The organism is Bradyrhizobium sp. CCBAU 11386 (assembly GCF_028128955.1).
Classification (GTDB): domain Bacteria; phylum Pseudomonadota; class Alphaproteobacteria; order Rhizobiales; family Xanthobacteraceae; genus Bradyrhizobium.
In genome coordinates this window covers 19,343-42,006 of the sequence record NZ_LBKA01000207.1, presented here as the reverse complement: position 1 = coordinate 42,006, position 22,664 = coordinate 19,343, and the positions used below count along the sequence as shown (strand labels likewise).

Below are 22,664 nucleotides of genomic sequence, written 5' to 3'. Positions count from 1 at the left end.
GACACCGCAGCCGCAAACGCCGCGCACCGGATTGCAGCCGGGCCAGCCGCCCGTAGTCCAGCAGCCAGGCGGCATCCAGCGCCAGGGCGGATTCCAGCAGCGCCTCCCCGCCGCGCAGCGCCCCGCAGCGCCGCGCAAGCCGGCGCCCGCTCCGAAGGAGAAGAAAGAGCGGCGGTGACTTTCTTCCTTCTCCCCTTGCGTGAGAAGGTGCAGCGTCAATGCGGCGACGACTTCCGCAACGATAGCGCTAGTGAGGCGCTTCCCTGCATCCTCCGTCATTGCGAGCGCAGCGAAGCAATCCAGAATCTTTCCGCGGAGGGACTCTGGATTGCTTCGCTTCGCTCGCAATGACGACTTGGAGGGAACTGACGCTCCCACAGCTATACGAGCTCGCGGATGTTTCCAAACTCGCAAGCAAAGCGGCGTGAAGAGAACTCACGCCTCGCCGCGCAGCCAGGCCTTCACTTTTTGCAACAGGCCGTGGTGCAGTTCGTCGACCGACGCAGCCTCGGCGGGCGTCAGCGTCTGCAAGGCGGCATCGACGTCGTCGCGCGCCGGCGTCGGCTCGGGTGCGGGCGGAGATGCAAGGCCGGCGGCGGCGATCGCGATCGGGCCGATCTGCACCAGGAAGGCGCGCTCGTATTCGCGCGACAGGCGTGCGATTGCATCCTCCAGCGTCAGCCAGTCGACCGCCTTGATGTCGTTCATCAGCTTGCGGACCGGACCGCCCCCGGCCTCCATGCGCCAGTAATGCACGACCTTGGAGCGACCGCCCGACTGATAGACGAGCGTGCCCAGGAATTCGTGGATGGCGACCTCGTGACCGGTCTCTTCCAGCACCTCGCGGTGCGCGGCCTGTTTCGGCGTCTCGCCGTCGTCGAGCTTGCCCTTCGGCAAAACCCATTCGTTGCGCTTGCGCTGGCGCACGACTGCAACCAGCGGCGGCGCGCCACGCCGCAGCACAATACCTCCCGCCGCCATCACCGGCGCCCGCGCCATCACCAAATCCGTGTCGATCTAATCGTCCCCGCCGACCATATAGGCGGCGGGGACGGCGGATTGAAGGCTACTTTCTTCCGAGCAGCGCTTGACCGGCGCGGACGCGGGTGCCCTCGGCGATGCCGTCGCAGAATTTGAAATCGCCGGGTGCGAGGATGATGATGGTCGAGCCGTGCTCGAACCAGCCGAGCTCCTCGCCCTTGCTCACGTTGACGTCGCAGGGGAAATTGACCGGGCCCTTCGTCTGCGCGTTCAGCACCATGTCGAGGAAATGCAGGCGGATGCTCGCGACCAGGATCGCGGCGACCGGCACCAGCGTCACGGCCTCGCCGGTGGACAGATGCGTCCGGATCACCGCGCGCTCGTTCTTGCAGAACAGACGCTCGACCCGCTTCAACGCGATCGGGTTGACGTTCCAGACATCGCCATGGATCAGCGTCACGCGCTCGATATGGGCGTCATAGGGCGCGTGGAAGCGGTGGTACATGCTCGACGTCAGCCGCAGCGTCACGAAGGAGCCGTTGCGGTGCTGATCCACCAGTGCGGAATCGCCGAGCAGGTCGAGCAGCGAATAGGGCGCGCCCTTGACCTGGAACAGCTCGGTATCGGCGATCCGGCCATGCGCGCCGACGATGCCGTCGGAGGGGCTGGCGACAATGGAAGGGTCCGGGTCGAACGGACGCAGGCCCGGCTTCAGCTCCCGGGTGAAGCAGTCGTGCAGGCTCCTGAAATGCGTTTTCCGCGCCTCCGACAGGTCGAGGTCGGAGAACAGCTTCCACAGCGCGATCGAGACGTCCCGCACAAACGGATTCTCGATCTTGGAGAACCAGCCCATGAAGCGGGTCAGCGCGGCGCGGGGGATGCGGTTGGTCAACAGGAAGTTGAGGTCTTCCTGCTGGGTGAAAGAGGCGATGAGGGCTTTGACTGTCATGAATCTGTCAGCTCGCAGTATTAGCGCTTGTTGTCATGGAAACGACACTCCCGATTCTCTCGATGTCCGTGGCCGCCGCAGCGTCCGCTGCCGCCGCCTTCCCGAAGCTCAAGGCGCGGATCGAACTCTCCCGCGCCAAGCACCGCTCGCTCGCCGGGCACTCCAAGATGTCGCGCCGTGTGGCGCGGCTGCTCCCGTTCTACGAGTTCGGAGACGACGACTACTTCTCTTGCGACGGCGCGCCCGCGAATATCGCCGCCCGGCGCAAGGACGGCTTCTTCCGCCTCGCAAGCCTCTACGCCGAGCGCTACCCCAAGGGGCGCGCGATGACGAAGGAAGCGGCGGAAAAGATCTCCGACCTGAACTTCACCGAAACCTACCGCGTGCCGTTCCAGTTCTCGCGCCTCGTCCGCGAGCACCTGGGCACCTCGACCTTCATGGAGTCCTCGCGCGGCGTCACCGTCACCGATGTCGACGGCAACACGTCCTACGACCTCACCGGGTCCTACGGCGTCAACATCTTCGGCAACGACTTCTACAAGGAGTGCATCGAGGGATCCGAGAAGCGGGCGCGTGCGCTTGGACCGGTGCTCGGCCCCTACCACCACGTCATCCTCGATAACGTGACCCGGCTGTGCCAGATCTCCGGCCTCGACGAGGTCTCCTTCCACATGTCCGGCACCGAGGCCGTGATGCAGGCGGTGCGGCTCGCGCGCTACCACACCAGGCGTACGCACCTCGTCCGCTTCGCCGGCGCCTATCACGGCTGGTGGGGCGACGTGCAGCCGGGCGTCGGCAATCCGATCACCGCGCACGAGACCTACACCCTCGCCGAGATGTCGGAGAAGACGCTGCACGTGCTGCGCACGCGCAAGGACATCGCCTGCGTGCTGGTCAATCCGCTCCAGGGCCTGCATCCGAACGGAAACGCGCCCGGCGATTCCTCGCTGGTCGATTCCTCCCGCGGCGGCAATTTCGACCGCGCGGCCTATACCGAATGGCTCAAGAAGCTGCGCGAGGTCTGCACCGAGCGCGGCATCGCGCTGATCTTCGACGAGGTCTTCGTCGGCTTCCGCCTCGCCGCCGGCGGCGCCCAGGAATATTTCGGTGTGCGCGCCGACATGGTGACCTACGGCAAGAGCCTCGCCGGCGGCCTGCCGGTCGGCGTGGTCTGCGGCAGACGCGAGCTGATGCGCCGCTTCCGCGACGATCGTCCCGCCGACATCTGCTTCGCCCGCGGCACCTTCAACTCGCACCCCTACGTCATGACGGCGATGGACGAGTTCCTGAGCCGGCTCGCCAGCCCGAACTTCCGCGCCATCTATGACGGGCTGGAGGCGACCTGGAACGGCCGCGCGCAAAAGCTCAACGAGATGATGGAAGGCGCCGACCTGCCGGTGCGGTTCGCCAACTTCTCGTCGATCTGGACGGTGAAATACACCACCCCGTCCCGCTACAACTGGATGCTGCAATATTACCTGCGCGCCGAAGGCCTGGCGCTGAGCTGGGTCGGCACCGGACGGCTGATCTTCAGCCTGAACTACACCGACGCCGATTTCACCGAGGTCGCCGAACGCTTCGTCCGCGCCGCCGAAAAGATGAAGGCCGACGGCTTCTGGTGGCACGACGGCGCGCTCACCAACAAGCAGATCAAGCGGCAGATCTTGAAAGAGATGCTCGCCAAGCGTTTTGGACGCTGAGGCCGGTTCTTCGATCATATGCACAGTCATTCCGGGGCGGTCCGCAGGACCGAACCCGGAATCTCGAGATTCCGGGTTCGATGCTGCGCATCGCCCCGGAATGACGACATGGATAGCCCCCAAGACGTGGATGCCCGGGACGAGCCCGGGCATGACGCAACCATCAGACATCGGAGTGTTGTGCGTACGCAGCGCGCTCAGGCGTGCTGCTCTTCGAGCGTGGGCTCGGAGATCAGGCCCAGCGTGTGCTCGGGGTTGAGGTGCAGGCCGGGGTCCATCAGCTCGCCGCGCATCAGCGCGAGCGGCGCGTTGCGATAGAGCATCAGATCGTGGAAGGGGTCGGTCAGAATCTTGGTCATCCAGACGAGGCCGGTCTCGACGTCGCGGATGAAGAACAGGTGCACGGTGCGGAACAGAAGACCGCCGCCGCCGACCACGAGCCAGATCTTGGCGACCTGCCGCATGAAGTCGGTCGCGCTCGCCCAGGGCGTGAACAGGCCAAACAGCGTCGGATCGGCAAGCAGCACCAGCGGCGAGGCCGCCCAGATCGCCATCAGCACCACCTTGCGCTGAAGGTTGTAGCCGACCTTGATCTCTTCCTTGTACTCGTGCGTCGCCTGGTTGACGTGGTCGTAAGTGTGCGGCTCGAAGAAGAAGTGGCCGGCCTGGCGCGAGGTCATCGAGACCAGCCAGCCGACCAGCGCGGAGATCACGGGGTCGATGAACAGCCAGACATAGGCGAAGAGGAAGCTCAGCGCGCTGATGAAGTGCAGGCTCTGATTGATGCGGCTGTGGTGATAGTAGCGATGGTCGTCCCAGCGCTGGATCCGCAGCTGCTCGAGATAATTCTTGATCATGCTCTCCCCCAAAATGCTTTCGGGTACGGGATTACAGGGATTCGATGTACGCCGTGTGACATCATCATTTTGTCATGTGACGATGTGCAGCGGCGCGATGACGCACTGTTACTCTCTCCCCTCATCCTGAGGAGCGCGGAACGCGCGTCTCGAAGGATGAAGGCCGAGCTGCATCAGCCGGGCCTTCATGGTTCGAGACGGCGCTTACGCGCCTCCTCACCATGAGGAGAGGCCGTTACGCCGCCTTGGCGACGTCGACCTTGCGGAAGCGCACCAGCGAGAAATGGCCAAGCGGCGGAATCAGCCGGCGCTCGGCGAGCTCGATGCCGTTGGCACCCGCCAGCCACTTGGCATAGCGCGACCAGGCGAACTCGGCGGTGCGGAAGCCGAGCGGACGCACCACCGGCTGCAGCTTCTGCTCGATGAAACGGCGCATGCCGGCGTCGGCGCTGACGCGGGTCAGGATGATCAGCTCGCCGCCGGGGCGCAGCACGCGGGCGAATTCGTCCAGCGCCTTCTCCGGATTCGGCACGGCGGTGACGACATATTGCGCCATCACGACGTCGAAGGAATTGTCGGGGAATTCGAGCTTCTCGGCGTCCATCACCGCGAGGCCCTCGACGTTCTTCAGCTTGCCCTCGGTGACGCGCTGGCGCGCCTTGTCGAGCATCGCTTCCGAAATGTCGGTGCCGAAGATGCGCAGGTGCGGCGCGTAGAGCGGCAGCGAGATGCCGGTGCCGACGCCGACCTCGAGCACGCGGCCGCCGATCTTGTTGGTGGCCGCGATCGCCGCCTGCCGGCCCTTGGCGAACACGCCGCCGAACACGAGATCGTAGACGGGCGCCCAGCGATCGTAGGCCTGCTCGACCGTGCCGCGGGTGAGGTCGAGCTGCTGGGTGCCGTCAAGGTTCATGATCTTAGCCATCGGTGAGGTTCTCGCTGTGGGTCAAAGTAGGATCAACCGCGCACCGGCCGCCGCGCCATCACCGGCGAGGCGCGCAGGATGCGGCTGGGCTGAAGTGAGGTGAGGTTTCCGACGAACTGGCGCGCGCTGTTCTCCCAGGAGCGCTCCAGCGCGAAGTTGCGGCAGGTCTCGCGCGACATGGTGAGTGCGCGCAGGCACGCGGTGCGCAGATCGTGGTCGATCGCGCCAATCGGGTGATCGGCGATGACGTCCTTGGGTCCCGTCACCGGAAACGCCGCAACCGGCGTGCCGCAGGCGAGCGCCTCTAGCTGCACCACGCCGAAGGTGTCGGTCAGGCTCGGGAACACGAAGACGTCGGCAGCCGCGAGATGCGCGGTCAGATCCGCGCCCTTCTTCTCACCGAGGAAGACCGCATCCGGATATTTCTTCTCGAGCGCGGCCTTCTGCGGGCCGTCGCCGACGACGACCTTGGTGCCGGGCAGATCGAGCGCGAGGAACGCTTCGAGATTCTTCTCCACCGCCACGCGGCCCATGGTCATGAAGATCGGGCGCGGCAGATCGAGCTTGGCCGGAGCGTCCGGGTGGAACAGCTCGGTGTCGACGCCGCGCGTCCAGAAGCCGAGCCGCTTGAAGCCGCGCTCGGACAGCTCCTGCCGCAGCGACGGCGTCGCCACCATGGTCATGGCCGCGGCATCGTGGAAGTGGCGCAGCACGGCATAGCCGACCGCATCAGGGATGCCGGTCCGCACCGAGACATATTCCGGAAAGCGCGTGGTGTAGGAGGTGGTGAAGGCGAGCCGGTTGCGGCGGCAATAGGCCCGCGCGGCCCAGCCGATCGGGCCTTCGGTCGCGATGTGCAGCGCTTCGGGCGCAGCCTTCTCGATCCGCCGCGCGATCTCCTTGCGGCTCGGTAGCGCAATGCGCAGGCCCGGATAGGTCGGCAGCGGCCACGACGGGAAGCCGTCCGGCGTGAGGAAGTCGATCTCGACATCGAGGGCCTTGGCGGCACCCGCCAGCGAGGTCAGCGTCCGGACTACACCGTTAACCTGCGGATGCCAGGCGTCAGTCGCGATTAATACCCGCATGGGAAAATCCCGAGAGTTTGATGATTCTCGGCTTAGGACCATCAACCACGGATATTTCAGGCGTGTGACGTCACAGAAGTGTCGGCCCGCTGTTTTGTTGGGTACCGGACTCGGGCGGCCACGAAACTGTCATGAAACAATCCTTGCCGCGATGAAACCGTTTTCGGTTTTCCGCGCAAACGTCCCGAAACTTATTGCCGTTAGTGATCTACGCAACGGAGCACCGCAATGGTGCCGCGGTGGACAAGACACCGAGCAAACAGGGGCGATCACATGTTCAATCTGGACACGTTCAAGACGTATTCGCGCGCCGTTGCTTTCGGCGCAGTCGCTGTCACCGCGATCGCATTCGCAGGTCCGGCCAAGGCCGCGCCGGTGCAGCTCTTCCCCTTCTTCCAGCCGCTGCCCCCGATGGCCGCGCCGCAGCCGATCCAGCCCTATCAGCCCTACCAGGCGACGCCTTACCAGGCAGCTCCCTCCGAGGACCAGGACGCGGTCGAGATGCCGGCCCGCTTCCGCCGCCAGACCGTCTCCTACGCGACGCGCGAAGCGCCGGGCACCATCATCATCGATACGCCCAACACCTATCTCTATTACGTGCTGGGCAACGGCCAGGCGGTTCGCTACGGCATCGGCGTCGGCCGCGACGGCTTCACCTGGTCCGGCATCCAGTCGGTGACCAAGAAGGCCGAGTGGCCGGATTGGACCCCGCCACCGGAGATGATCGCCCGCCAGCCCTATCTGCCGCGCCACATGGCCGGCGGCCCCGGCAACCCGTTAGGGGCCCGCGCCATGTATCTCGGCGGCACCATCTACCGCATCCACGGCACCAACGCCCCCGAGACCATCGGCAAGCACGTCTCCTCCGGCTGCATCCGCATGACCAACGACGACGTCACCGACCTCTACTCCCGCGTCAACGTCGGCACCAAGGTAATCGTGCTGCCGATGTCGGAGCGCCGCGCGGACCTCGGCGCCGCGACGCGCTAAAGCGACAGGACATTGTGACGCAAACGGCCCCGGAACCCACCGGGGCTGTTTTCGTTGGCCCTCGACATCCCGATGCGCGCTTGTTGCGGCGCGATCCCCGATGGAGGCGCAGATGCAATCCCGCCTGCAAACGCCGCCAAGCCCATGGCTGCGCCCGATCGCCGGCGCCGGGGCATTGACGCTGCTGCTGTTCGCGCCCTCCTCGCTCGCCCAGCAGCCGGCGAACGACGAGACAGCTCAGCAGGCGTTCAACAATTCCTGTCGCACCTGCCACTCGGTGAAGGAAGGCGACAATCGCCTGGGCCCCAATCTCAGCAAGATCGTCGGACGGAAGGCGGGCTCGCTGCCCGACTACAACTACTCTCCATCGATGAAGGAAGCCGGTTTCGTCTGGGACCAGGACAAGCTCACCCGCTTCATGGTCAAGCCGGATGAAGTCGTCTCCGGCAACAAGATGCAGCCCTATGGCGGCGTCTCCGCGGACGAAGCGGCCAAGGTGGTTGCCTATCTGCAGGCGGCGGGCAGCCGATAGCAGCCCTGCTGAACCGCGTCATTTTGGTGGGCCCGCTAAAGCCGCTCACCTTTTTCGGTCAGGCTCTGAGGAGCGCGCTCTTGCGCGCGTCTCGAAGGACGAGGCGTTCACGCGGGCGAAAGTCCCTCACCTCACCGCCCCACCTCGTCGCTCCGAGATCAGCCTCAGCCACGCCGATGAGTGAAACGCACTCATCAGCAGATACATTGGAACCATCCCGCCAAGCGACAACCCGTGTCCGGCGGAGCAGAGCATGTCCGCCGGACCGCCGCCGAGAACGGCGGTCAGCACGGCCATGACTGCGAAGGTCGGGGTGGCTGCAAGACCCAGCCATCCGGCGAGGTGAGATGCGGCCTCCGTGCCGTCACGGCTGGCGCCGGCGGGATGGGTCTCGGTCACTGCGCGCCCGCCGAGCGGAGCGCTATCTCTCCGGCGTCCGACACCTCGACCCACCGCTTGTCGGGCGCTGCACCCTCCGTGTAGCTGTCGTTCCAGTTCCACCATTTGTAGGTCGGGGTCTGCGGATAGCCCGCCGGCGAATCCTCCCAGACTTCCTGGCGGCCAAGCGGCGTGATGTCGAGGTAGTTCCAGGTGCCACCCATCTGCTCGTCGCCACGGCTCTTGATCAAGTAGGTGCGGAAGACGCGGTTGCCGTCACGGTAAAACACGTTCGTTCCGTGCCATTCGTCCACGCCGAAGTCGGCATCGAAACTGTCGGTGATGGTGACCCACGGGATGGTCCAGCCCATCCGCTGCTTCAGCCGCGCGATATCGCCCTGGGGGGCGCGCGAGGCGAAGACAAGAGTGGTGTCGCGGGCGTTCAGGTGCGAGACATGGGCGACCTGGTCGGCCACCATGGAGCAGCCCCGGCACGCATGGTCGGGCCAGCCGAACACGCCGGGCTCGAAGAAGGCCCGGTAGAGGATGAGCTGGCGCCGGCCCTGGAACAGATCGAGCAGACTGGCCTTGCCCGAAGGCGCCTCGAATGCGTAGGTTTTGTCCACTTCCATCCACGGCATGCGCCGGCGTTCGGCGGCCAGAGCGTCGCGGGCACGGGTATGCGCCTTTTCCTTCACGAGCAGTTGCTGACGGGCTGCCTCCCAGTCCTGCGGCGACACCACTGGCGGTGTTTGCATGGCGGGCTGTCCGTTGTTCCGTCCGGTTTCGGCTGATTGAGTGGCTGTCGTCATGGCTCTCCAAACCTCTTGCTTGGGCGTTCGTCCTGCGCCTCACCGGCGCAGACCGAAGCGCGTCTCACCGCACATCGTCGGTCGTGAGCCAGTTCTCGCACCAAGCGGTTGCGCGGTGGGAGTAACAAGTGTGGCGGGATTGACATGGAGTCGCTGATCACCGCCGCGGCGCGTGCGCTCGAGGCCGGCGATCCGCTCGGCGCACTGAACCGTGTCGCATTGCGCAACGATGCACCGTCGCTGGCGCTGCGCGGCATCGCGATGGCGCAGCTCGGCGATCTCGCAAAGGCGAAGACGCTGCTGCGGAGCGCCGCGCGCGCCTTCGGTCCGCGCGAGGCGGTGGCGCGGGCAAGATGCGTCGTGGCGGAAGCCGAGATCGCGCTGGTCTCGCGCGACCTGAGCTGGCCGGCGAGGACCCTCGCGGCCGCGCGGGCGACGCTCGAACAACATGGCGATCTCGCCAATGCCGCCCATGCCGGCCACATCGAGGCGCGCCGTCTCCTCCTCCTCGGACGCATCGACGAGGCAGAGCGCACACTGGCCGAGGTCAGCACCGCATCGCTCCCGCCTGCGTCTCAGGTGGCGCGCGAACTGGTGGTCGCGGGCATTGCGATACGGCGGCTGAGGACGGAAACCGCGCGCACCGCGCTCGACCGCGCGGCCAGGGCAGCGCGGCTGGCAGGGATCCCGGCACTTTCGGCCGAGGTCGACAGCGCGAACCTCATCCTCGACACGCCCGCAGCGCGCCTGATCGCGCGCGGCAGCGAGCACCCCTTGTTGCTCGGAGAGGTCGAAAGACTGGCGACGTCGACAGCGCTCGTCGTGGACACCTTCCATCATGTCGTGCGCAGGCAAGGCGCTGTCGTGTCGCTCGGAACGCGGCCGGTGCTGTTCGCGCTCGCCCGCCTTCTGGCGCAGGCATGGCCCGCGGATGTCTCGCGAGAGATGCTGATATCAGGCGCGTTCCGGGCCAAGCACGCCGATGAATCGCATCGCGCGCGATTGCGCGTCGAGATCGGGCGGCTTCGCACCCAGCTCAAGCCGCTGGCCGAAATCAGCGCGACGAAGCAGGGTTTTGTGCTGGCGCCGCGCAAGACGCGCGACGTCCTCGTGCTGGCCCGGCCCGTCGAGGAAAAGCACGCCGCCGTCCTCGCCTTCCTCTCCGACGGCGAGCCATGGTCGAGCTCGGCGCTCGCGCTGGCGCTGGGGACGAGCGCGCGGACGGTGCAACGGGCGCTCGAGGAGCTCGCACGATCGAACAAGGTGCAGTCGTTCGGACACGGACGGGCGCGCCGCTGGATGACCCCGCCCGTCCCGGGTTTCCCGACAGGCTTGTTACTCCCCGGACCGCTGCTGAAGACGTAAGGTGGATCAGCTCACAGGGATCAAGCACATGAAACGTTCAGCCGCCGAGATCGTCAGGGAGTACGGACCCTTTCCGGGCGTCGAGGCCGTGCATGGCGTCACCTATGACGGCACGCATGTCTGGTTCGCATCCGGCGACAGGCTGAACGCGGTCGATCCGGCCAGCGGCAAGATCGCACGCTCGATCGACGTCGCCGCGCATGCCGGGACGGCGTTCGACGGCCGGCACCTGTTCCAGATCGCCGAGGACCGCATCCAGAAGATCGACGCCGCGACCGGCAAGGTGGTGAACACCATCCCGGCGCCCGGCGGCGGTGGCGATTCCGGACTCGCCTGGGCGGAGGGGTCGCTGTGGGTCGGTCAATATCGAGAGCGCAAGATCCACCAGATCGATCCGGAGACCGGGACGGTGCTCCGTACCATCGAGAGCAAGCGCTTCGTGACCGGGGTGACGTGGGTCGACGGCGAGCTCTGGCACGGCACCTGGGAAGGCGACGATAGCGACATCAGGCGGATCGATCCTGACACGGGCAAGGTGCTGGAGCAGCTCGACCTGCCTGCGGGCACGATGGTCTCGGGCCTGGAGTCCGATGGCGGCGATCGCTTGTTCTGCGGTGGCGGCAGCGCCGGCAAGGTGAGAGCGGTCCGCCGTCCGAGGCGCGACTAGATGACGGCCTAAATGTGCGGCAACGGCGCGTTCGCGGCCGTTAACACATTCGCCCCAATTCCACCCCATCGATGCGCTCTAGCGCCCTTCTCTCCCGCCCTGTAGAATCCCCGCGGGCGGCCTGGGGGTGCGATGCGTCTGGCGTTGAATTTCAAGACTATCCTGATCGCGGTCATGGTGCTCGCGGCGTCGTTCTTCATCAGCCTGAAGGCGATGGACTGGCTGTCGCCACGCGCGACGAATTCGGCGCCCCCGGTCGCGCAGCTCCCACCGCTGCCGCCGGTCTCGAAGAGCTCGATCGTGGTCGCGCCGGTCGCCATCGCGGTGTCGGCGATCCGCGAGCAGGCCGAGAAGGCCGCGCCGCGCAATTTCGCCGGCAAGGCCGACAACCCGATCTCCCAGATCCTGCAGGATGCCGACATCGGCTGGTCCGCCGTGCGCGGTCCGATGGCAGCCGTCGGCGACAAGGACGTGCTGACGATCTCGACGCCGCTCAGCGGCAAGCTGAACGTGACGGGCTCGCTGTCGTCGAAGGCCACCGGCGCGCTCGGCGACGCGCTGGGCAGCGTGCTCGGCGGTGACGCAGCGAAACGGATCGGCGCGGTCAACATCAAGAATTTGAACGCCAGCGCCGAGATCAAGGGCAACGTGGTCGTCACCTCACGCCCGAAGCTCGCGGCGAACTGGCATCTCGAGCCCAATCTCGGCGCCCAGGTCAATCTCGGTGACACCAACCTTGCGGTCGCCGGCGCCAAGGTCAACGTGCCGGCGCAGGTGAAGCCGCTGATCGACAAGAACGTCGGCGAGCAGATCAACGTCGTCTCCGAGCGCATCCGCAACGATCCTTCGCTGCGGGAGAATGCGAAGCTGCAATGGGCCAAGGCCTGCCGCTCGATCCCGCTGCAAGGCTCGGGGTCTTCCGCCGCACTGCCGCCGCTCTGGCTCGAGATGAAGCCGACCCGCGCCATCGCCGCGCAGCCGCGCGTCGACGCGCAGGCTGTGACGCTGCTGCTCGGCCTCGAGCTCGAGACGCGCGTGACCTCGACGCCGACCAAGCCGGAATGTCCGTTCCCCGACAAGATCTCGATCGTGCCGCCGACCGGCACCGGCGTGAACATCGGCGTGCCGATCGACGTACCCTTCACCGAGATCAACAAGCTCATCGCGGCGCAGATGGTCGGCCACACCTATCCCGAGGACGGCTCGGGCCCGGTCGACGTCACCGTGAAGAGCGTCAACGTGGTCCCGTCCGGCGACCGGCTGCTGATCTCGCTCCTGGTGCGCGCGAAGGAGAAGAAGAGCTGGCTCGGTCTCGGCGCCGAGGCGACCGTGCATATCTGGGGCCGGCCGATGCTCGACCAGGCGCAGCAGACGCTGCGGCTCGCCGACATCCAGCTCGCGGTGGAATCCGAGGCCGCCTTCGGGCTGCTCGGCGCGGCGGCGCGCGCGGTGGTGCCGCAGATGCAGCAGGCGCTGGTGCAGAAGGCGACGCTCGACCTGAAGCCGATCGCCGCCAACGCCCGCGAGAAGATCGCGGCCGCGATCGCCGACTACCAGAAGAGCGAGGACGGCCTCAAGGTCGACGCGAAGATCGACAGCCTGACGCTCGCCGACATTGCCTTCGATTCCAGGACGCTGCGCGTGGTCGCCGAGGCCGGCGGCTCGCTCAACGTGTATGTGACGAAGCTGTCGGGGATGTAGCGCGCCTTCACTGTCCGGGTCCGCGCGCGCCTTCGTCGCTTGCGACGCTGGCATTCTCGTCGGAGGGTGCTAAGCTGTTCCTCGTAACCTCGAACGAGGTCCTGGCAGCACTGTAGCTGATAACGCGAGGACAAGATGGAAGCCGGCATGGTCACGTCTGCGCCGGCACTGGTGCGCTTCTCCGGCATTCAGAAAACCTATGATGGCGAGCACCTCGTGGTGAAGAACCTCGATCTCGACATCAGGAGGGGCGAGTTCATCACGCTGCTCGGCCCGTCGGGCTCGGGCAAGACGACCACGCTGATGATGCTGGCCGGCTTCGAGGTTCCGACCCATGGCGAGATCTACCTCGCCGACCGGCCTATCAAGAACGTGCCGCCCCATAAGCGCGACATCGGCATGGTGTTCCAGAACTATGCCTTGTTTCCGCACCTGACGATTGCGGAAAATATCGCCTTCCCGCTATCCGTTCGCAAGACGAGCAAGGCGGACGCGCAGGAGCGCGTCAAGGCCGCGTTGCGCATGATCAAGATGGAAACCCTGGCGCACCGGCGGCCCGGGCAGCTGTCCGGCGGTCAGCAGCAGCGCGTGGCGCTGGCGCGCGCGCTGGTTTTCAATCCGCAACTCGTGCTGATGGACGAGCCCCTTGGCGCCCTCGACAAGCGCCTGCGGGAGCAGATGCAACTGGAGATCAAGCAACTGCACGAGACGATGGGCATCACCGTCGTCTACGTCACCCACGATCAGAGTGAAGCGCTCACCATGTCGGACCGCATCGCCGTGTTCAACGACGGCATCGTGCAGCAGATCGACAGGCCCGACGCGCTGTACGAGCATCCGGTGAACAGCTTCGTCGCTCACTTCATCGGCGAGAACAATGTGCTGGCCGGCACCGTCGAGACGGTCGAAAGGGAATATTGCCGCGTCGCGCTGGCCGGTGGCGGCGCCGTGACCGCACGGGCGGTCAATGTATCAGGCGCGGGCGCATCAACCTCCCTATCGGTGCGGCCGGAGCGGGTCGCCATTGTCCCGGATGGCACCTCCAGCGAAGGACCGAACCGGCTGCCGGCCAGGGTGCAGAACACCATCTATCTCGGCGACCACGCGCTGGCCGTGCTCAATGTCGCCGGCAACGGGGAGTTCATGGTCAAGCTTCAGCCGGGAGCGCATGACAGCCTGAGACATGGTAGCCTGAGGCCTGGCGAAAGCGTGTTCATCACCTTCCGCCCCGAGGACTGCCTGGCCCTCGATCCCGCCTGATCCAACGCAAGCGGATCCGCATCGATCAACTTCAACGCAACTCACATGAAGAAGGAACAAAGACCATGCTGAAGCGCAAGATTGGCAAGATCGCCCTGGGCCTGGCCGCGGCACTGAGCGCCAGCGCAGCGCTGGCGACGGTCGCGCAGGCGCGTGACCTCACGGTCGTGTCGTGGGGCGGCGCGTATCAGGATGCCCAGAAGAAGGTCTATTTCGAGCCGTTCAAGAAGGCAGCCGGCGTTGCGATGAACGACGAGTCCTGGGACGGCGGTGTCGGCGTGTTGCGCGCCAAGGTGCAGGGTGGCGCCGCCACCTGGGACGTCGTCCAGGTCGAGAGCGACGAACTGGCCGTCGGCTGCGAGGAAGGCCTGTTCGAGAAGCTCGACTATTCCAGGATCGGCGGCGAGGCCGCCTATATCCCGCCGTCGGTCAATCCCTGCGGCGTCGGCGCCATCCTCTATGATTTCGTCCTCGGCTACGACAAGGACAAGCTGAAGGACGCGCCCAAGGGCTGGGCCGACTTCTTCGACACCAAGAAGATTCCGGGCAAGCGCGCCCTGCGTCAGGGCCCGAAGACCACGCTCGAGATCGCACTCATGGCCGACGGCGTCCCGCCGAAGGACGTCTACAAGGTGCTGGCGACCGACGAGGGCGTCGATCGCGCGTTCAAGAAGCTCGACACCATCAAGGGCGACCTCGTCTGGTGGAAGGCGGGTGCGCAGCCGCCGCAATTGCTCGCCTCCGGCGAGGTGGCGATGACCTCGGTCTACAATGGCCGCATCGACACCGCGAACAAGAACGAGAAGAAGAATTTTGGCATGGTGTGGGACGGCGCGCTCTTCACCCTCGACAGCTGGGTCATCCTGAAGGGCAGCCCGAACAAGGACGCGGCCTACAAGTTCCTGGACTTCGCGGGCAAGGCGGAGAACCAGTCGAAACTGTCGGAGAACATCGCCTACGGCACCTCGAACAAGGACGCCGCCGCCCTGATCCAGCCGGCCGTCCTGAAAGATCTGCCGACCGCGCCTGACAACATCAAGAACGCGGTCGAGATCAACGTTGGCTTCTGGCTCGAGAACATCGACCGCTTGACCGAGCGCTTCAACAAATGGGCGGCGAAATAGCACGTCCGAACGGCCGTACAGCACAGGCGGAGGGGCGCGCCCCTTCGCGGTGCCCCTTGCCTGAAATGATCACCCTATGACAGCAGTGTCCCTGACCGGCGCCGATGCCAAGACCGAGATGCCGCTCAAGCGCCGCCTGAAGCGGGCGGAGCGCACGCGCCAGATCAAGGCGTTGGCGCTGGTTCTGCCGCTTCTGCTGTTTCTGCTCTTCACCTTCGCTGGGCCCATCGCGGGCATGCTGTGGCGCGCGGTCGATGACAGGGAGGTGCGTCAGATTCTGCCGCAAACAGTCGCGGCTCTCGCCAATTGGGATGGCAAGGATCTGCCGGACGAAAAGGCCTTTGCTGCGCTGGCAGGCGACATCCTGGCGGCGCGCACCTCCGGCACCATCGCCATCGCGGCCAAGCGGCTCAACTACGCGCTGAACGGCTTCCGCACGATCCTGACCAGCACGGCACGCAATCTGAAGGCGATGCCGGAGCCCGGCACGGCCAAGGAGACGCTGGGCAAGATCAACCCGGCCTGGCGCGAACGCAGCACCTGGACGACGATCAAGGACGCCGGTGGCCCAGTGACCGGCTTCTACCTTCTGGCGGCGCTCGACCTGACGCGTAACGCGGACGGCGCGATCGTCGCAGCCCCGCCGGATCAGGCCATCTACCGCGACGTTTTCGCCCGTACCTTCCTCATCAGCCTCAGCGTCACGGTACTCTGCCTGATCCTCGGCTTCCCGGTCGCGTACCTGCTGGCGACACTGCCGCCGGGCCGGTCGAACCTTCTGATGATCTTCGTCCTGCTGCCGTTCTGGACGTCGCTTCTGGTCCGCACCTGCGCCTGGATCGTGCTGTTGCAGAGCAAAGGCGTCGTGAACGACAGCCTTCTGTGGCTTGGCATCATCGACCAGCCGCTGCGCCTGATCTACAATCGCTTCGGTGTCTGCGTGGCCATGACCCACGTTCTCCTGCCGTTCATGATCCTGCCGCTGTACAGTAGCATGAAGGCGATCTCGCCTGCTTACATGCGTGCCGCCGCCTCGCTCGGTGCACCACCGCTCACGGCCTTCCTGCGGATCTACCTGCCCCAGACGCTGCCCGGCATCGGCGCGGGAAGCCTGCTCGTCTTCATCCTGGCACTCGGCTACTACATCACACCGGCACTCGTCGGGGGCGCCGCCGACCAGATGATCAGCTACTTCATCGCGCTCTACACGACCGAGACGGCCAACTGGGGCCTTGCTTCGGCACTGGGTGCGGTGCTGCTGCTCGCCACCATTCTGCTCGCTCTCGTCTACGGCAAGCTGGTGCAGGGCCAGCAGGTCACGGGAGGAATGAAGAATTGAGCGACAATTCCACCCTCCGCACGCGCAGCCAGCGCATCGCGTGGACCACGACCATCATTGTCTCCACGCTGGTATTCATCTTCCTGATCGCGCCCATCCTTGCGATCATGCCGCTGTCGTTCAGCTCGGGCTCGTACCTCACATATCCGCTGCCAGGCCTCTCCTTGCGCTGGTACGACGACTTCATCAGTTCGCCGCGCTGGATGAATTCGCTGAAGAACAGCATGATCATCGGCGTCGCCTCGACTCTGCTGTCGATGGTGCTTGGTACGCTGGCCGCGCTGGGGCTGGCGCAGTGGAAGAGCCGGTTCAAGCCGCTCGTGCTGGCTTTCGTGCTATCGCCGGTCGTCGTGCCCGGTGTCATCACCGCGGTCGGCCTGTATTTCTTCTTCGCACCGATCGGACTGACCGGCAGCTATCTCGGCTTGATCCTGGCCCACACCGCGCTGGCGACGCCCTTTGTGGTGATCACGGTCGGCGCGACGCTGCAAAGCTTCGACACCAATCTGGCACGCGCCGCCGCCTCGCTCGGCGCCTCGCCGCTCTATGCGTTCCGCCGCGTGATCCTGCCGCTGATCCTGCCCGGCCTGGCCTCAGGTGCGCTGTTCGCCTTCGCGACCAGCTTCGATGAGGTGGTGATCGTGCTGTTCATGGCCGGGCCGGAGCAGCGCACCCTGCCGCGCGAGATGTTCAGCGGCATCCGCGAGAACATCAGCCCGACCATCACGGCAGCGGCGGTGGTTCTGACGACCGTATCGGTCATCCTTCTCGCCACCCTGGAAGGCCTGCGCCGACGCAACGAACGGCTCAAGGGCAGCAGCGCCTGACCGGCGGCACGGTGGTGTCACACTTCCGATAGAGAGACTTCTCGTCATTCCGGGGCGCGCGAAGCGCGAACCCGGAATCCATCGCGCCGCAGCGACGGTGGATGAATGGATTCCGGGCTCGCGCCCGAGGGGCGCGCCCCGGAATGACGGAGGCCCCTCCTTATTTCTCAACCCTCCTCACGCATCTTTGGCTTAACTGCGACCACCGATTGTCGCTACACCGGTCCCTGCAAACAACGCCCGAACAACAACACACAGGGAGAAACAACATGCAAAAACTCTTCGCCGCCGTCGCGGCCGGTCTCGCGCTCGCTGCGACATGCGGCGCCGCGCAGGCGCAGATTTCCGATGACGTCGTCAAAATCGGCGTGCTCACGGACATGTCGAGCCTCTATGCGGACGCGACCGGCAAGGGCTCGCTCGCCGCCGTCGAGATGGCGGTCGCCGATTACGGCGCCAAGGTCGCGGGCAAGCCGGTCCAGGTGGTCGCCGCGGACCATCAGAACAAGCCCGACGTCGGCGTCAACATCGCCCGCAACTGGTACGACAACGACAAGGTCGACGCGATCTTCGACGTGCCGACCTCATCGGTCGCGCTGCCGATCTCGGCGCTGACGCGCGAGAAGAACAGGATCAACATCAATTCCGGCGGCGGATCGTCCGACATCACCGGCGTTGCCTGCTCGCCCAACACGGTGCACTGGACCTACGATACCTATGCGCTGTCGAACGTCGCCGGCAAGGCGATGGTGAAGCGCGGCGAGGACAGCTGGTTCTTCGTCACAGCCGACTACGCCTTCGGCATGGCGCTCCAGCGCGACGCCGCCAACGTGGTCAAGGAGAGCGGCGGCAAGGTGCTCGGCGAGGTCCGTCATCCGCTCAACTCGTCGGACTTCTCCTCCTTCCTGCTCCAGGCCCAGGCCTCCAAGGCCAAGGTGGTCGCGCTGGCCAACGCCGGCGGCGACACCACCAATGCGCTGAAGCAGGCCGCCGAGTTCGGCCTGACGCAGGGCGGCCAGAAGATGATCGCGCTTCTGCAGGAGATCACCGACACGCATTCGCTCGGCATCAAGGCGACGCAGGGCCTGATCGTCACCGACGCGTTCTACTGGGACATGAACGAGGAAACGCGCGCCTTCTCGAGACGCTTCAACGAGAAGGTCGGGCACATGCCGACCATGATCCAGGCCGGTCTCTATTCGGCGACCATGCACTATCTGAAGGCGATCGACGCCATCAAGACCGACGAGGCGCCGAAGGTGATGGCACAGATGCGCTCAACGCCGGTCAACGACTTCTTCGCCAAAAATGGCAAGATCCGCATCGACGGCCGCATGGTCCACGACATGTATCTGTTCGAGGTCAAGAAGCCCGAGGAGTCCAAGGGCGAGTGGGACCTCTACAAGCTGATCGCCACCGTGCCCGGCGATGAGGCGTTCCGCCCGCTCGACAAGGGCGGCTGCCCGCTGGTGACGCACTGAGCGTCTTCTCCCTCTCCCCGCAAGCGGAGCGAGGCGAAAAGACACGACAGCGCGCCCAGTGAAAACCGGGCGCGCTTCGTTCAAGTCGTCACGCGAGCCGCATCACTCCGAGTACTTGAACTCGGGCATGTTCTTCAGCTCGTCTTTGGTCGCGTTAAACACGACGTGGTCCGGATACCACTTCGACAACGGCGTGACCGTGGCCGGTGCGGTCTTCTCGGTGCCGGTCGCAGCGCCCGTGGTCGTAGGCGGCTTGGCGCCCGGGTTCGTGGCGGCACCGGTGTAAGCCACGGCCTCGTTGACGAACTTCAATTTCTCATAGGGCACGGCGACCAGATGCTCGCCCATGCCGAGGAAGCCGCCGACGCCGATCACGGCGATCTTCACATTACCGCTCTTGTCCATCAGCAGATCATTGATCGAGCCGATGCTCTCGTTGGCGTCGTTGTAGATCTTCAATCCCGACATCTTCGAGACGCGCCACTCGCCCGACGCAGTCGTGATCGTCGTCGTTGCGGTAGCCGCGGTCGGCGCCTTGTCGGTGGTGGCGGTCGGTGATTGCGCAAACGCAACTGTCGCGAGCAGCGCGGTGCCGGCAAGGCCGGCGGCGATTGATTTCATCAACATTGTTGTCCTCTCCTTCAGCAAAAACTCGTATGGAGAAAACAGCGCCGATCACGTGCAGTTCCTCAGCTGCGGCGATTTCGTCGCATAACCGTGGCGCTGCGTTGCGGTGAAAGTTCCTCGCGCAGGAACGTTCCGGATGCACAGTTCCCCGCCGACGATCATGCGCCCTGGGAGAAGCACGAGCGTGGCGGGGAATGCGCCGACCTGCGTCGCTCAGGTCAGCTCTTGTAGTCGATCAGGAGCGCGGAGAAGTCCGAGTTGCCGGACGAGCTGCCGTTGGCACCGTACGACGACGCCGACGATTGCGACTGCTGAAGCGCCTGGAGGAACTGCTGGAGAATCTCCGCCGTCGTCGAGTCGCTCGACGTGCTGCTGGTGGAGTCGGTGGAGGACGAATCCGAGGAGCTGTCGTCCGGCGGCGGACCGGGCGGCGGCCCGCCTGCACCACCGGCTCCGCCCGCGCCACCGGGACCGCTCGCGAAGGCGGACTGATACACGCCCTTGAGCTCTTCGGCCTGCTCCGAGGTCAGCGTCCCGTTCGACACCTCGTTGGAGATGAGGTCGTCGATCTTCGACTGCATGTCGTCCTTGGAGGGACGCGTGCCGCTCGACTGGTCGCTCGAGCGGCTCTGCTGGAGCGCCGTGTCGATGTCGGTCAGCGCGGTCGAGAGCGCGGACTGGTCCGACGACGAGATCGTGCCGGCGGAAACTTCCGATTGCAATTCCTGCTGCAGCCGCTGTAGCGGCGACTGATAGGTACCGGCGGAGGCCGCCGAAATCGAGGTCATGATGGCTCCGTGGATTTTGCGGGGTTTCTTGTCTGACCGCGCCACGGTATGGTTAACGGCCTTAACGAGACCTTGCCGCTCCACTGCCCGGGTGTGTCCCGGTATTGCGACGGGACCAACAGAAACAATCTGAAACAAAAATCTTCGCCTTTTGGCCCGAATCTTGGACAAACAAAGCGCATGGCCATTCCCAATCCCAACATCCTGGTCGTCGAGGACGACCGCGAAACGCGGACGTTGATTGCGAAGTACCTGCGCAACAACGCCTGCAACGTCACCGCCGTGAGCGATGGCCGCGAGATGTCGCGCGCCATGACCGATCATCGCGTGGACCTCATCATCCTCGACGTCATGCTGCCGGGCGAGGACGGCCTGAGCCTCTGCCGCAAGGTGCGCTCGGAGGCGCAGACGCCGATCATCATGCTGACCGCGCGCGGCGAGGACGTCGACCGCATCGTCGGCCTCGAGATGGGCGCGGACGACTATCTGCCAAAGCCCTTCAACCCGCGCGAACTGCTCGCCCGCATCAACGCGGTGTTGCGCCGCCAGGCCGCAGCCCAGGCGGCGAGCTCGATCGAAGGCGCGAGCACGCTCGCCTTCGAGGGCTGGCGCATCGACCTGCGCCTGCGCGAGCTGCGCAATCCGGAAGGCGCGCGCGTCGCGGTGACCAGCGCCGAGTTCGATCTGCTCAGGACGTTCTGCGAGCGGCCCGGCCGCGTGCTGTCGCGCGACAGCCTGCTCGACCTCACGCAGGGCCGCAACACCGGCTCGTTCGAACGCTCCATCGACGTGCTGGTCAGCCGCATCCGCCGCAAGATCGAGCCCAATCCGCAGGATCCGACCATCATCAAGACGGTGCGCTCCGGCGGCTATCTGTTCACGCCGAGAACTGAAGCAGCAAGCACTGAAGCGGTCGCGGCCTCCCTGGGCAACTGAGGGGGCGCCGACGATGAAGCCGTTCGGGTTCTTCCACCTCAAGGGTATCGGCGGGCAGATCGCCGCGCTGGTGCTGGCTTCCACCGTCGCGTTCCATCTCGTCGTCACCGCCGCCTTCCTGATCAGCCGGCCGGATCGCCCGGACACGCCGCCGGACGGCGCCCATCAATTGACCGATGCCGCGCTGCTGCTCGGCTCGGCCGAGGCCGGCGAGCGCCCGCGCCTCGTCGCCGACCTCGCGCGCGCCTTCCCCAAGCTCGGCATCGAGATGCACGCGCCCGGCACGGCGGCCATTGTCGCGGAGAGCGACAGCCAGCACCTGCGCGGAATGCGCCGTCATCTCGGGCGCGGCTACAAGGTGGTGCAGCTCGCCGCCGACGACACCGCGCACCGCGTTGGCGTCGAATTGCCCGACGGCAGCGTGATCGCCGGCCGCGTCGATGGCGGCCCGCGGCCGTGGTTCTGGGGCGCACCGTGGCTGACGGCGCTGATGACCACCTTCATCTGCGTCACCGTGCTCGGCCTGTGGGCGGCGCGCGCGCTGGCCGCGCCGCTGTCGTCCTTCGCCGCAGCCGCGGAGAATTTCAGCCTGGACGGCGAAGCTGATCCGCTGCCCGAGCGCGGCCCGGAGGAGATCCGCTCGGTGGCGCGCGCGCTCAACCGCATGCATGAGCGGATCGCGCGGCTGATGTCGGATCGCACCAGGATGCTGGCGGCGATCAGCCACGATCTGCGCACGCCGATCACGCGGCTGCGCCTGCGCGCCGAGTTCATCGAAGACGAGGTCAACCGCAAGCGCATGCTGATGGATCTCGACCAGATGCGCTCGATGCTGGAATCCGTGCTGTCGCTCCTGCGCAACGACCGCAAGATCGAGGCCGTGACGCTGGTCGACATCGCCAGCACGCTCCAGCTCATTGCCGACCAGTTCGGCGACATGGGCCATGTCGTGCACTATGACGGCCCCGCTTCGGCGACCGCGGCCGCGCGTCCCGACGATCTGCATCGCGGCGTCACCAATCTCGTCGAGAACGCCGTGCGCTTCGGCGCCGAGGTCACGATCCGCCTCGACATATCGGGCACCACGCTCGTCATCGACGTCGAGGACGACGGCCCCGGCATTTCCGATGCACGCAAGCAGGAGATGCTGGAGCCGTTCGCGCGCGGCGACGATGCGCGCACCATGGACGAGTCCACCGGCTTCGGCCTCGGCCTGTCGATCGCGCACGCGATCGCGGTCGCGCATGGCGGGACGCTGTCGCTGCACGACCGCGAGCCGCACGGGCTGATCGTGCGGATGGAGTTGCCGGTCTGGCAGGAGCCGCGGCTCGCGGCGTAGA

At 65.7% G+C, this 22,664-nt stretch carries 22 protein-coding genes; 13 read left to right on the top strand and 9 right to left on the bottom strand.

The genetic code is table 11. The features are described from left to right. Positions 1-435: 435 nt before the first annotated feature. A complete protein-coding gene (locus XI09_RS16075; protein ID WP_271567688.1) occupies positions 436-999 on the bottom strand; it encodes an NUDIX hydrolase in 564 nt (187 codons plus the stop codon). Positions 1,000-1,066: 67 nt separating this feature from the next. Beyond that, on the bottom strand, positions 1,067-1,930 hold the full coding sequence (gene asd / locus XI09_RS16070; protein ID WP_271567687.1) for an archaetidylserine decarboxylase: 864 nt from the start codon (positions 1,928-1,930) through the stop codon (positions 1,067-1,069). Between the two features lie 35 nt (positions 1,931-1,965). Here asd and XI09_RS16065 point away from each other — a divergent pair, with 35 nt between their 5' ends. Then, positions 1,966-3,630 (top strand): aminotransferase class III-fold pyridoxal phosphate-dependent enzyme, encoded by a 1,665-nt coding sequence (locus tag XI09_RS16065; RefSeq protein WP_271567686.1) that lies wholly within the window; start codon positions 1,966-1,968, stop codon positions 3,628-3,630. Positions 3,631-3,827: 197 nt separating this feature from the next. On the opposite strand, the gene XI09_RS16060 is transcribed toward XI09_RS16065, so the two are convergent. From XI09_RS16060 to XI09_RS16050, 3 genes are all read right to left on the bottom strand, one after another. Beyond that, positions 3,828-4,487: a hypothetical protein gene (locus tag XI09_RS16060; RefSeq protein ID WP_271567685.1), complete on the bottom strand. Its 660-nt coding sequence runs from the start codon at positions 4,485-4,487 to the stop codon at positions 3,828-3,830. Positions 4,488-4,722: 235 nt separating this feature from the next. Further along, positions 4,723-5,412, bottom strand: coding sequence for a class I SAM-dependent methyltransferase (locus tag XI09_RS16055; RefSeq protein ID WP_092185141.1), 690 nt, complete (start codon positions 5,410-5,412; stop codon positions 4,723-4,725). A 32-nt stretch (positions 5,413-5,444) separates the two neighbouring features. Continuing rightward, complete coding sequence (locus tag XI09_RS16050) at positions 5,445-6,497, bottom strand: glycosyltransferase family 4 protein (RefSeq protein ID WP_271567684.1); 1,053 nt, start codon at positions 6,495-6,497, stop codon at positions 5,445-5,447. A 273-nt stretch (positions 6,498-6,770) separates the two neighbouring features. Between XI09_RS16050 and XI09_RS16045 the strand changes: the two genes are divergently transcribed. Together XI09_RS16045 and XI09_RS16040 are read left to right on the top strand one after the other, a co-directional pair. After that, on the top strand, positions 6,771-7,487 hold the full coding sequence (locus XI09_RS16045; RefSeq protein WP_271567683.1) for a L,D-transpeptidase: 717 nt from the start codon (positions 6,771-6,773) through the stop codon (positions 7,485-7,487). 112 nt (positions 7,488-7,599) lie between these two features. Next, complete coding sequence (locus XI09_RS16040) at positions 7,600-8,019, top strand: c-type cytochrome (RefSeq protein WP_271567682.1); 420 nt, start codon at positions 7,600-7,602, stop codon at positions 8,017-8,019. A gap of 126 nt (positions 8,020-8,145) precedes the next feature. Here the strand turns inward: XI09_RS16040 and XI09_RS16035 are convergent, their stop codons facing one another. Together XI09_RS16035 and XI09_RS16030 are read right to left on the bottom strand one after the other, a co-directional pair. Continuing rightward, positions 8,146-8,418: a hypothetical protein gene (locus XI09_RS16035; RefSeq protein WP_271567681.1), complete on the bottom strand. Its 273-nt coding sequence runs from the start codon at positions 8,416-8,418 to the stop codon at positions 8,146-8,148. Then, positions 8,415-9,209 carry a DUF899 domain-containing protein gene (locus XI09_RS16030; protein WP_271567680.1) on the bottom strand — a complete coding sequence of 265 codons (795 nt, stop codon included), beginning with the start codon at positions 9,207-9,209 and terminating at the stop codon, positions 8,415-8,417. The genes XI09_RS16035 and XI09_RS16030 overlap by 4 nt, the downstream gene beginning before the upstream one ends. A gap of 144 nt (positions 9,210-9,353) precedes the next feature. Here XI09_RS16030 and XI09_RS16025 point away from each other — a divergent pair, with 144 nt between their 5' ends. From XI09_RS16025 to XI09_RS15990, 8 genes are all read left to right on the top strand, one after another. After that, the gene (locus XI09_RS16025) at positions 9,354-10,574 is read left to right on the top strand and encodes a helix-turn-helix domain-containing protein (protein ID WP_271567679.1); all 1,221 of its coding nucleotides are present in this window, start codon (positions 9,354-9,356) and stop codon (positions 10,572-10,574) included. A gap of 28 nt (positions 10,575-10,602) precedes the next feature. Beyond that, complete coding sequence (locus XI09_RS16020; protein WP_092186133.1) at positions 10,603-11,241, top strand: Vgb family protein; 639 nt, start codon at positions 10,603-10,605, stop codon at positions 11,239-11,241. A gap of 132 nt (positions 11,242-11,373) precedes the next feature. Next, positions 11,374-12,942: a DUF4403 family protein gene (locus XI09_RS16015; protein ID WP_271567678.1), complete on the top strand. Its 1,569-nt coding sequence runs from the start codon at positions 11,374-11,376 to the stop codon at positions 12,940-12,942. A gap of 135 nt (positions 12,943-13,077) precedes the next feature. After that, positions 13,078-14,202, top strand: a complete 1,125-nt coding sequence (locus tag XI09_RS16010) for an ABC transporter ATP-binding protein (RefSeq protein WP_271567677.1) — start codon at positions 13,078-13,080, stop codon at positions 14,200-14,202. Between the two features lie 65 nt (positions 14,203-14,267). After that, positions 14,268-15,326 carry an ABC transporter substrate-binding protein gene (locus XI09_RS16005; RefSeq protein WP_271567676.1) on the top strand — a complete coding sequence of 353 codons (1,059 nt, stop codon included), beginning with the start codon at positions 14,268-14,270 and terminating at the stop codon, positions 15,324-15,326. Positions 15,327-15,402: 76 nt separating this feature from the next. Then, entirely contained in the window at positions 15,403-16,665 is a 1,263-nt protein-coding gene (locus tag XI09_RS16000) for an ABC transporter permease (protein ID WP_271567675.1), read from the top strand. After that, positions 16,662-17,492 carry an ABC transporter permease gene (locus XI09_RS15995; protein ID WP_271567674.1) on the top strand — a complete coding sequence of 277 codons (831 nt, stop codon included), beginning with the start codon at positions 16,662-16,664 and terminating at the stop codon, positions 17,490-17,492. Before XI09_RS16000 ends, XI09_RS15995 begins: the two co-directional genes overlap by 4 nt. 269 nt (positions 17,493-17,761) lie before the next feature. Beyond that, on the top strand, positions 17,762-18,973 hold the full coding sequence (locus tag XI09_RS15990) for an ABC transporter substrate-binding protein (protein ID WP_271567673.1): 1,212 nt from the start codon (positions 17,762-17,764) through the stop codon (positions 18,971-18,973). Between the two features lie 102 nt (positions 18,974-19,075). On the opposite strand, the gene XI09_RS15985 is transcribed toward XI09_RS15990, so the two are convergent. Both XI09_RS15985 and XI09_RS15980 read right to left on the bottom strand, forming a co-directional pair. Further along, positions 19,076-19,600 (bottom strand): PRC-barrel domain-containing protein, encoded by a 525-nt coding sequence (locus XI09_RS15985; RefSeq protein WP_271567672.1) that lies wholly within the window; start codon positions 19,598-19,600, stop codon positions 19,076-19,078. A gap of 218 nt (positions 19,601-19,818) precedes the next feature. After that, positions 19,819-20,388, bottom strand: coding sequence for a hypothetical protein (locus tag XI09_RS15980; protein WP_271567671.1), 570 nt, complete (start codon positions 20,386-20,388; stop codon positions 19,819-19,821). Between the two features lie 180 nt (positions 20,389-20,568). Here XI09_RS15980 and XI09_RS15975 point away from each other — a divergent pair, with 180 nt between their 5' ends. After that, positions 20,569-21,324, top strand: a complete 756-nt coding sequence (locus XI09_RS15975; RefSeq protein WP_271567670.1) for a response regulator — start codon at positions 20,569-20,571, stop codon at positions 21,322-21,324. 13 nt (positions 21,325-21,337) lie between these two features. Further along, positions 21,338-22,663, top strand: coding sequence for an ATP-binding protein (locus XI09_RS15970; RefSeq protein WP_271567669.1), 1,326 nt, complete (start codon positions 21,338-21,340; stop codon positions 22,661-22,663). Position 22,664: the final 1 nt, after the last annotated feature.

Excerpts from the sequence above, each read along its gene's own strand:
- XI09_RS16075 (WP_271567688.1), bottom strand. The coding sequence starts at position 999 with ATGGCGCGGGCGCCGGTGATGGCGGCGGGAGGTATTGTGCTGCGGCGT.
- asd (WP_271567687.1), bottom strand. The coding sequence starts at position 1,930 with ATGACAGTCAAAGCCCTCATCGCCTCTTTCACCCAGCAGGAAGACCTC.
- XI09_RS16065 (WP_271567686.1), top strand. The coding sequence starts at position 1,966 with ATGGAAACGACACTCCCGATTCTCTCGATGTCCGTGGCCGCCGCAGCG.
- XI09_RS16060 (WP_271567685.1), bottom strand. The coding sequence starts at position 4,487 with ATGATCAAGAATTATCTCGAGCAGCTGCGGATCCAGCGCTGGGACGAC.
- XI09_RS16055 (WP_092185141.1), bottom strand. The coding sequence starts at position 5,412 with ATGGCTAAGATCATGAACCTTGACGGCACCCAGCAGCTCGACCTCACC.
- XI09_RS16050 (WP_271567684.1), bottom strand. The coding sequence starts at position 6,497 with ATGCGGGTATTAATCGCGACTGACGCCTGGCATCCGCAGGTTAACGGT.
- XI09_RS16045 (WP_271567683.1), top strand. The coding sequence starts at position 6,771 with ATGTTCAATCTGGACACGTTCAAGACGTATTCGCGCGCCGTTGCTTTC.
- XI09_RS16040 (WP_271567682.1), top strand. The coding sequence starts at position 7,600 with ATGCAATCCCGCCTGCAAACGCCGCCAAGCCCATGGCTGCGCCCGATC.
- XI09_RS16030 (WP_271567680.1), bottom strand. The coding sequence starts at position 9,209 with ATGACGACAGCCACTCAATCAGCCGAAACCGGACGGAACAACGGACAG.
- XI09_RS16025 (WP_271567679.1), top strand. The coding sequence starts at position 9,354 with ATGGAGTCGCTGATCACCGCCGCGGCGCGTGCGCTCGAGGCCGGCGAT.
- XI09_RS16020 (WP_092186133.1), top strand. The coding sequence starts at position 10,603 with ATGAAACGTTCAGCCGCCGAGATCGTCAGGGAGTACGGACCCTTTCCG.
- XI09_RS16015 (WP_271567678.1), top strand. The coding sequence starts at position 11,374 with ATGCGTCTGGCGTTGAATTTCAAGACTATCCTGATCGCGGTCATGGTG.
- XI09_RS16010 (WP_271567677.1), top strand. The coding sequence starts at position 13,078 with ATGGAAGCCGGCATGGTCACGTCTGCGCCGGCACTGGTGCGCTTCTCC.
- XI09_RS16005 (WP_271567676.1), top strand. The coding sequence starts at position 14,268 with ATGCTGAAGCGCAAGATTGGCAAGATCGCCCTGGGCCTGGCCGCGGCA.
- XI09_RS16000 (WP_271567675.1), top strand. The coding sequence starts at position 15,403 with ATGACAGCAGTGTCCCTGACCGGCGCCGATGCCAAGACCGAGATGCCG.
- XI09_RS15990 (WP_271567673.1), top strand. The coding sequence starts at position 17,762 with ATGCAAAAACTCTTCGCCGCCGTCGCGGCCGGTCTCGCGCTCGCTGCG.
- XI09_RS15985 (WP_271567672.1), bottom strand. The coding sequence starts at position 19,600 with ATGTTGATGAAATCAATCGCCGCCGGCCTTGCCGGCACCGCGCTGCTC.
- XI09_RS15980 (WP_271567671.1), bottom strand. The coding sequence starts at position 20,388 with ATGACCTCGATTTCGGCGGCCTCCGCCGGTACCTATCAGTCGCCGCTA.
- XI09_RS15975 (WP_271567670.1), top strand. The coding sequence starts at position 20,569 with ATGGCCATTCCCAATCCCAACATCCTGGTCGTCGAGGACGACCGCGAA.
- XI09_RS15970 (WP_271567669.1), top strand. The coding sequence starts at position 21,338 with ATGAAGCCGTTCGGGTTCTTCCACCTCAAGGGTATCGGCGGGCAGATC.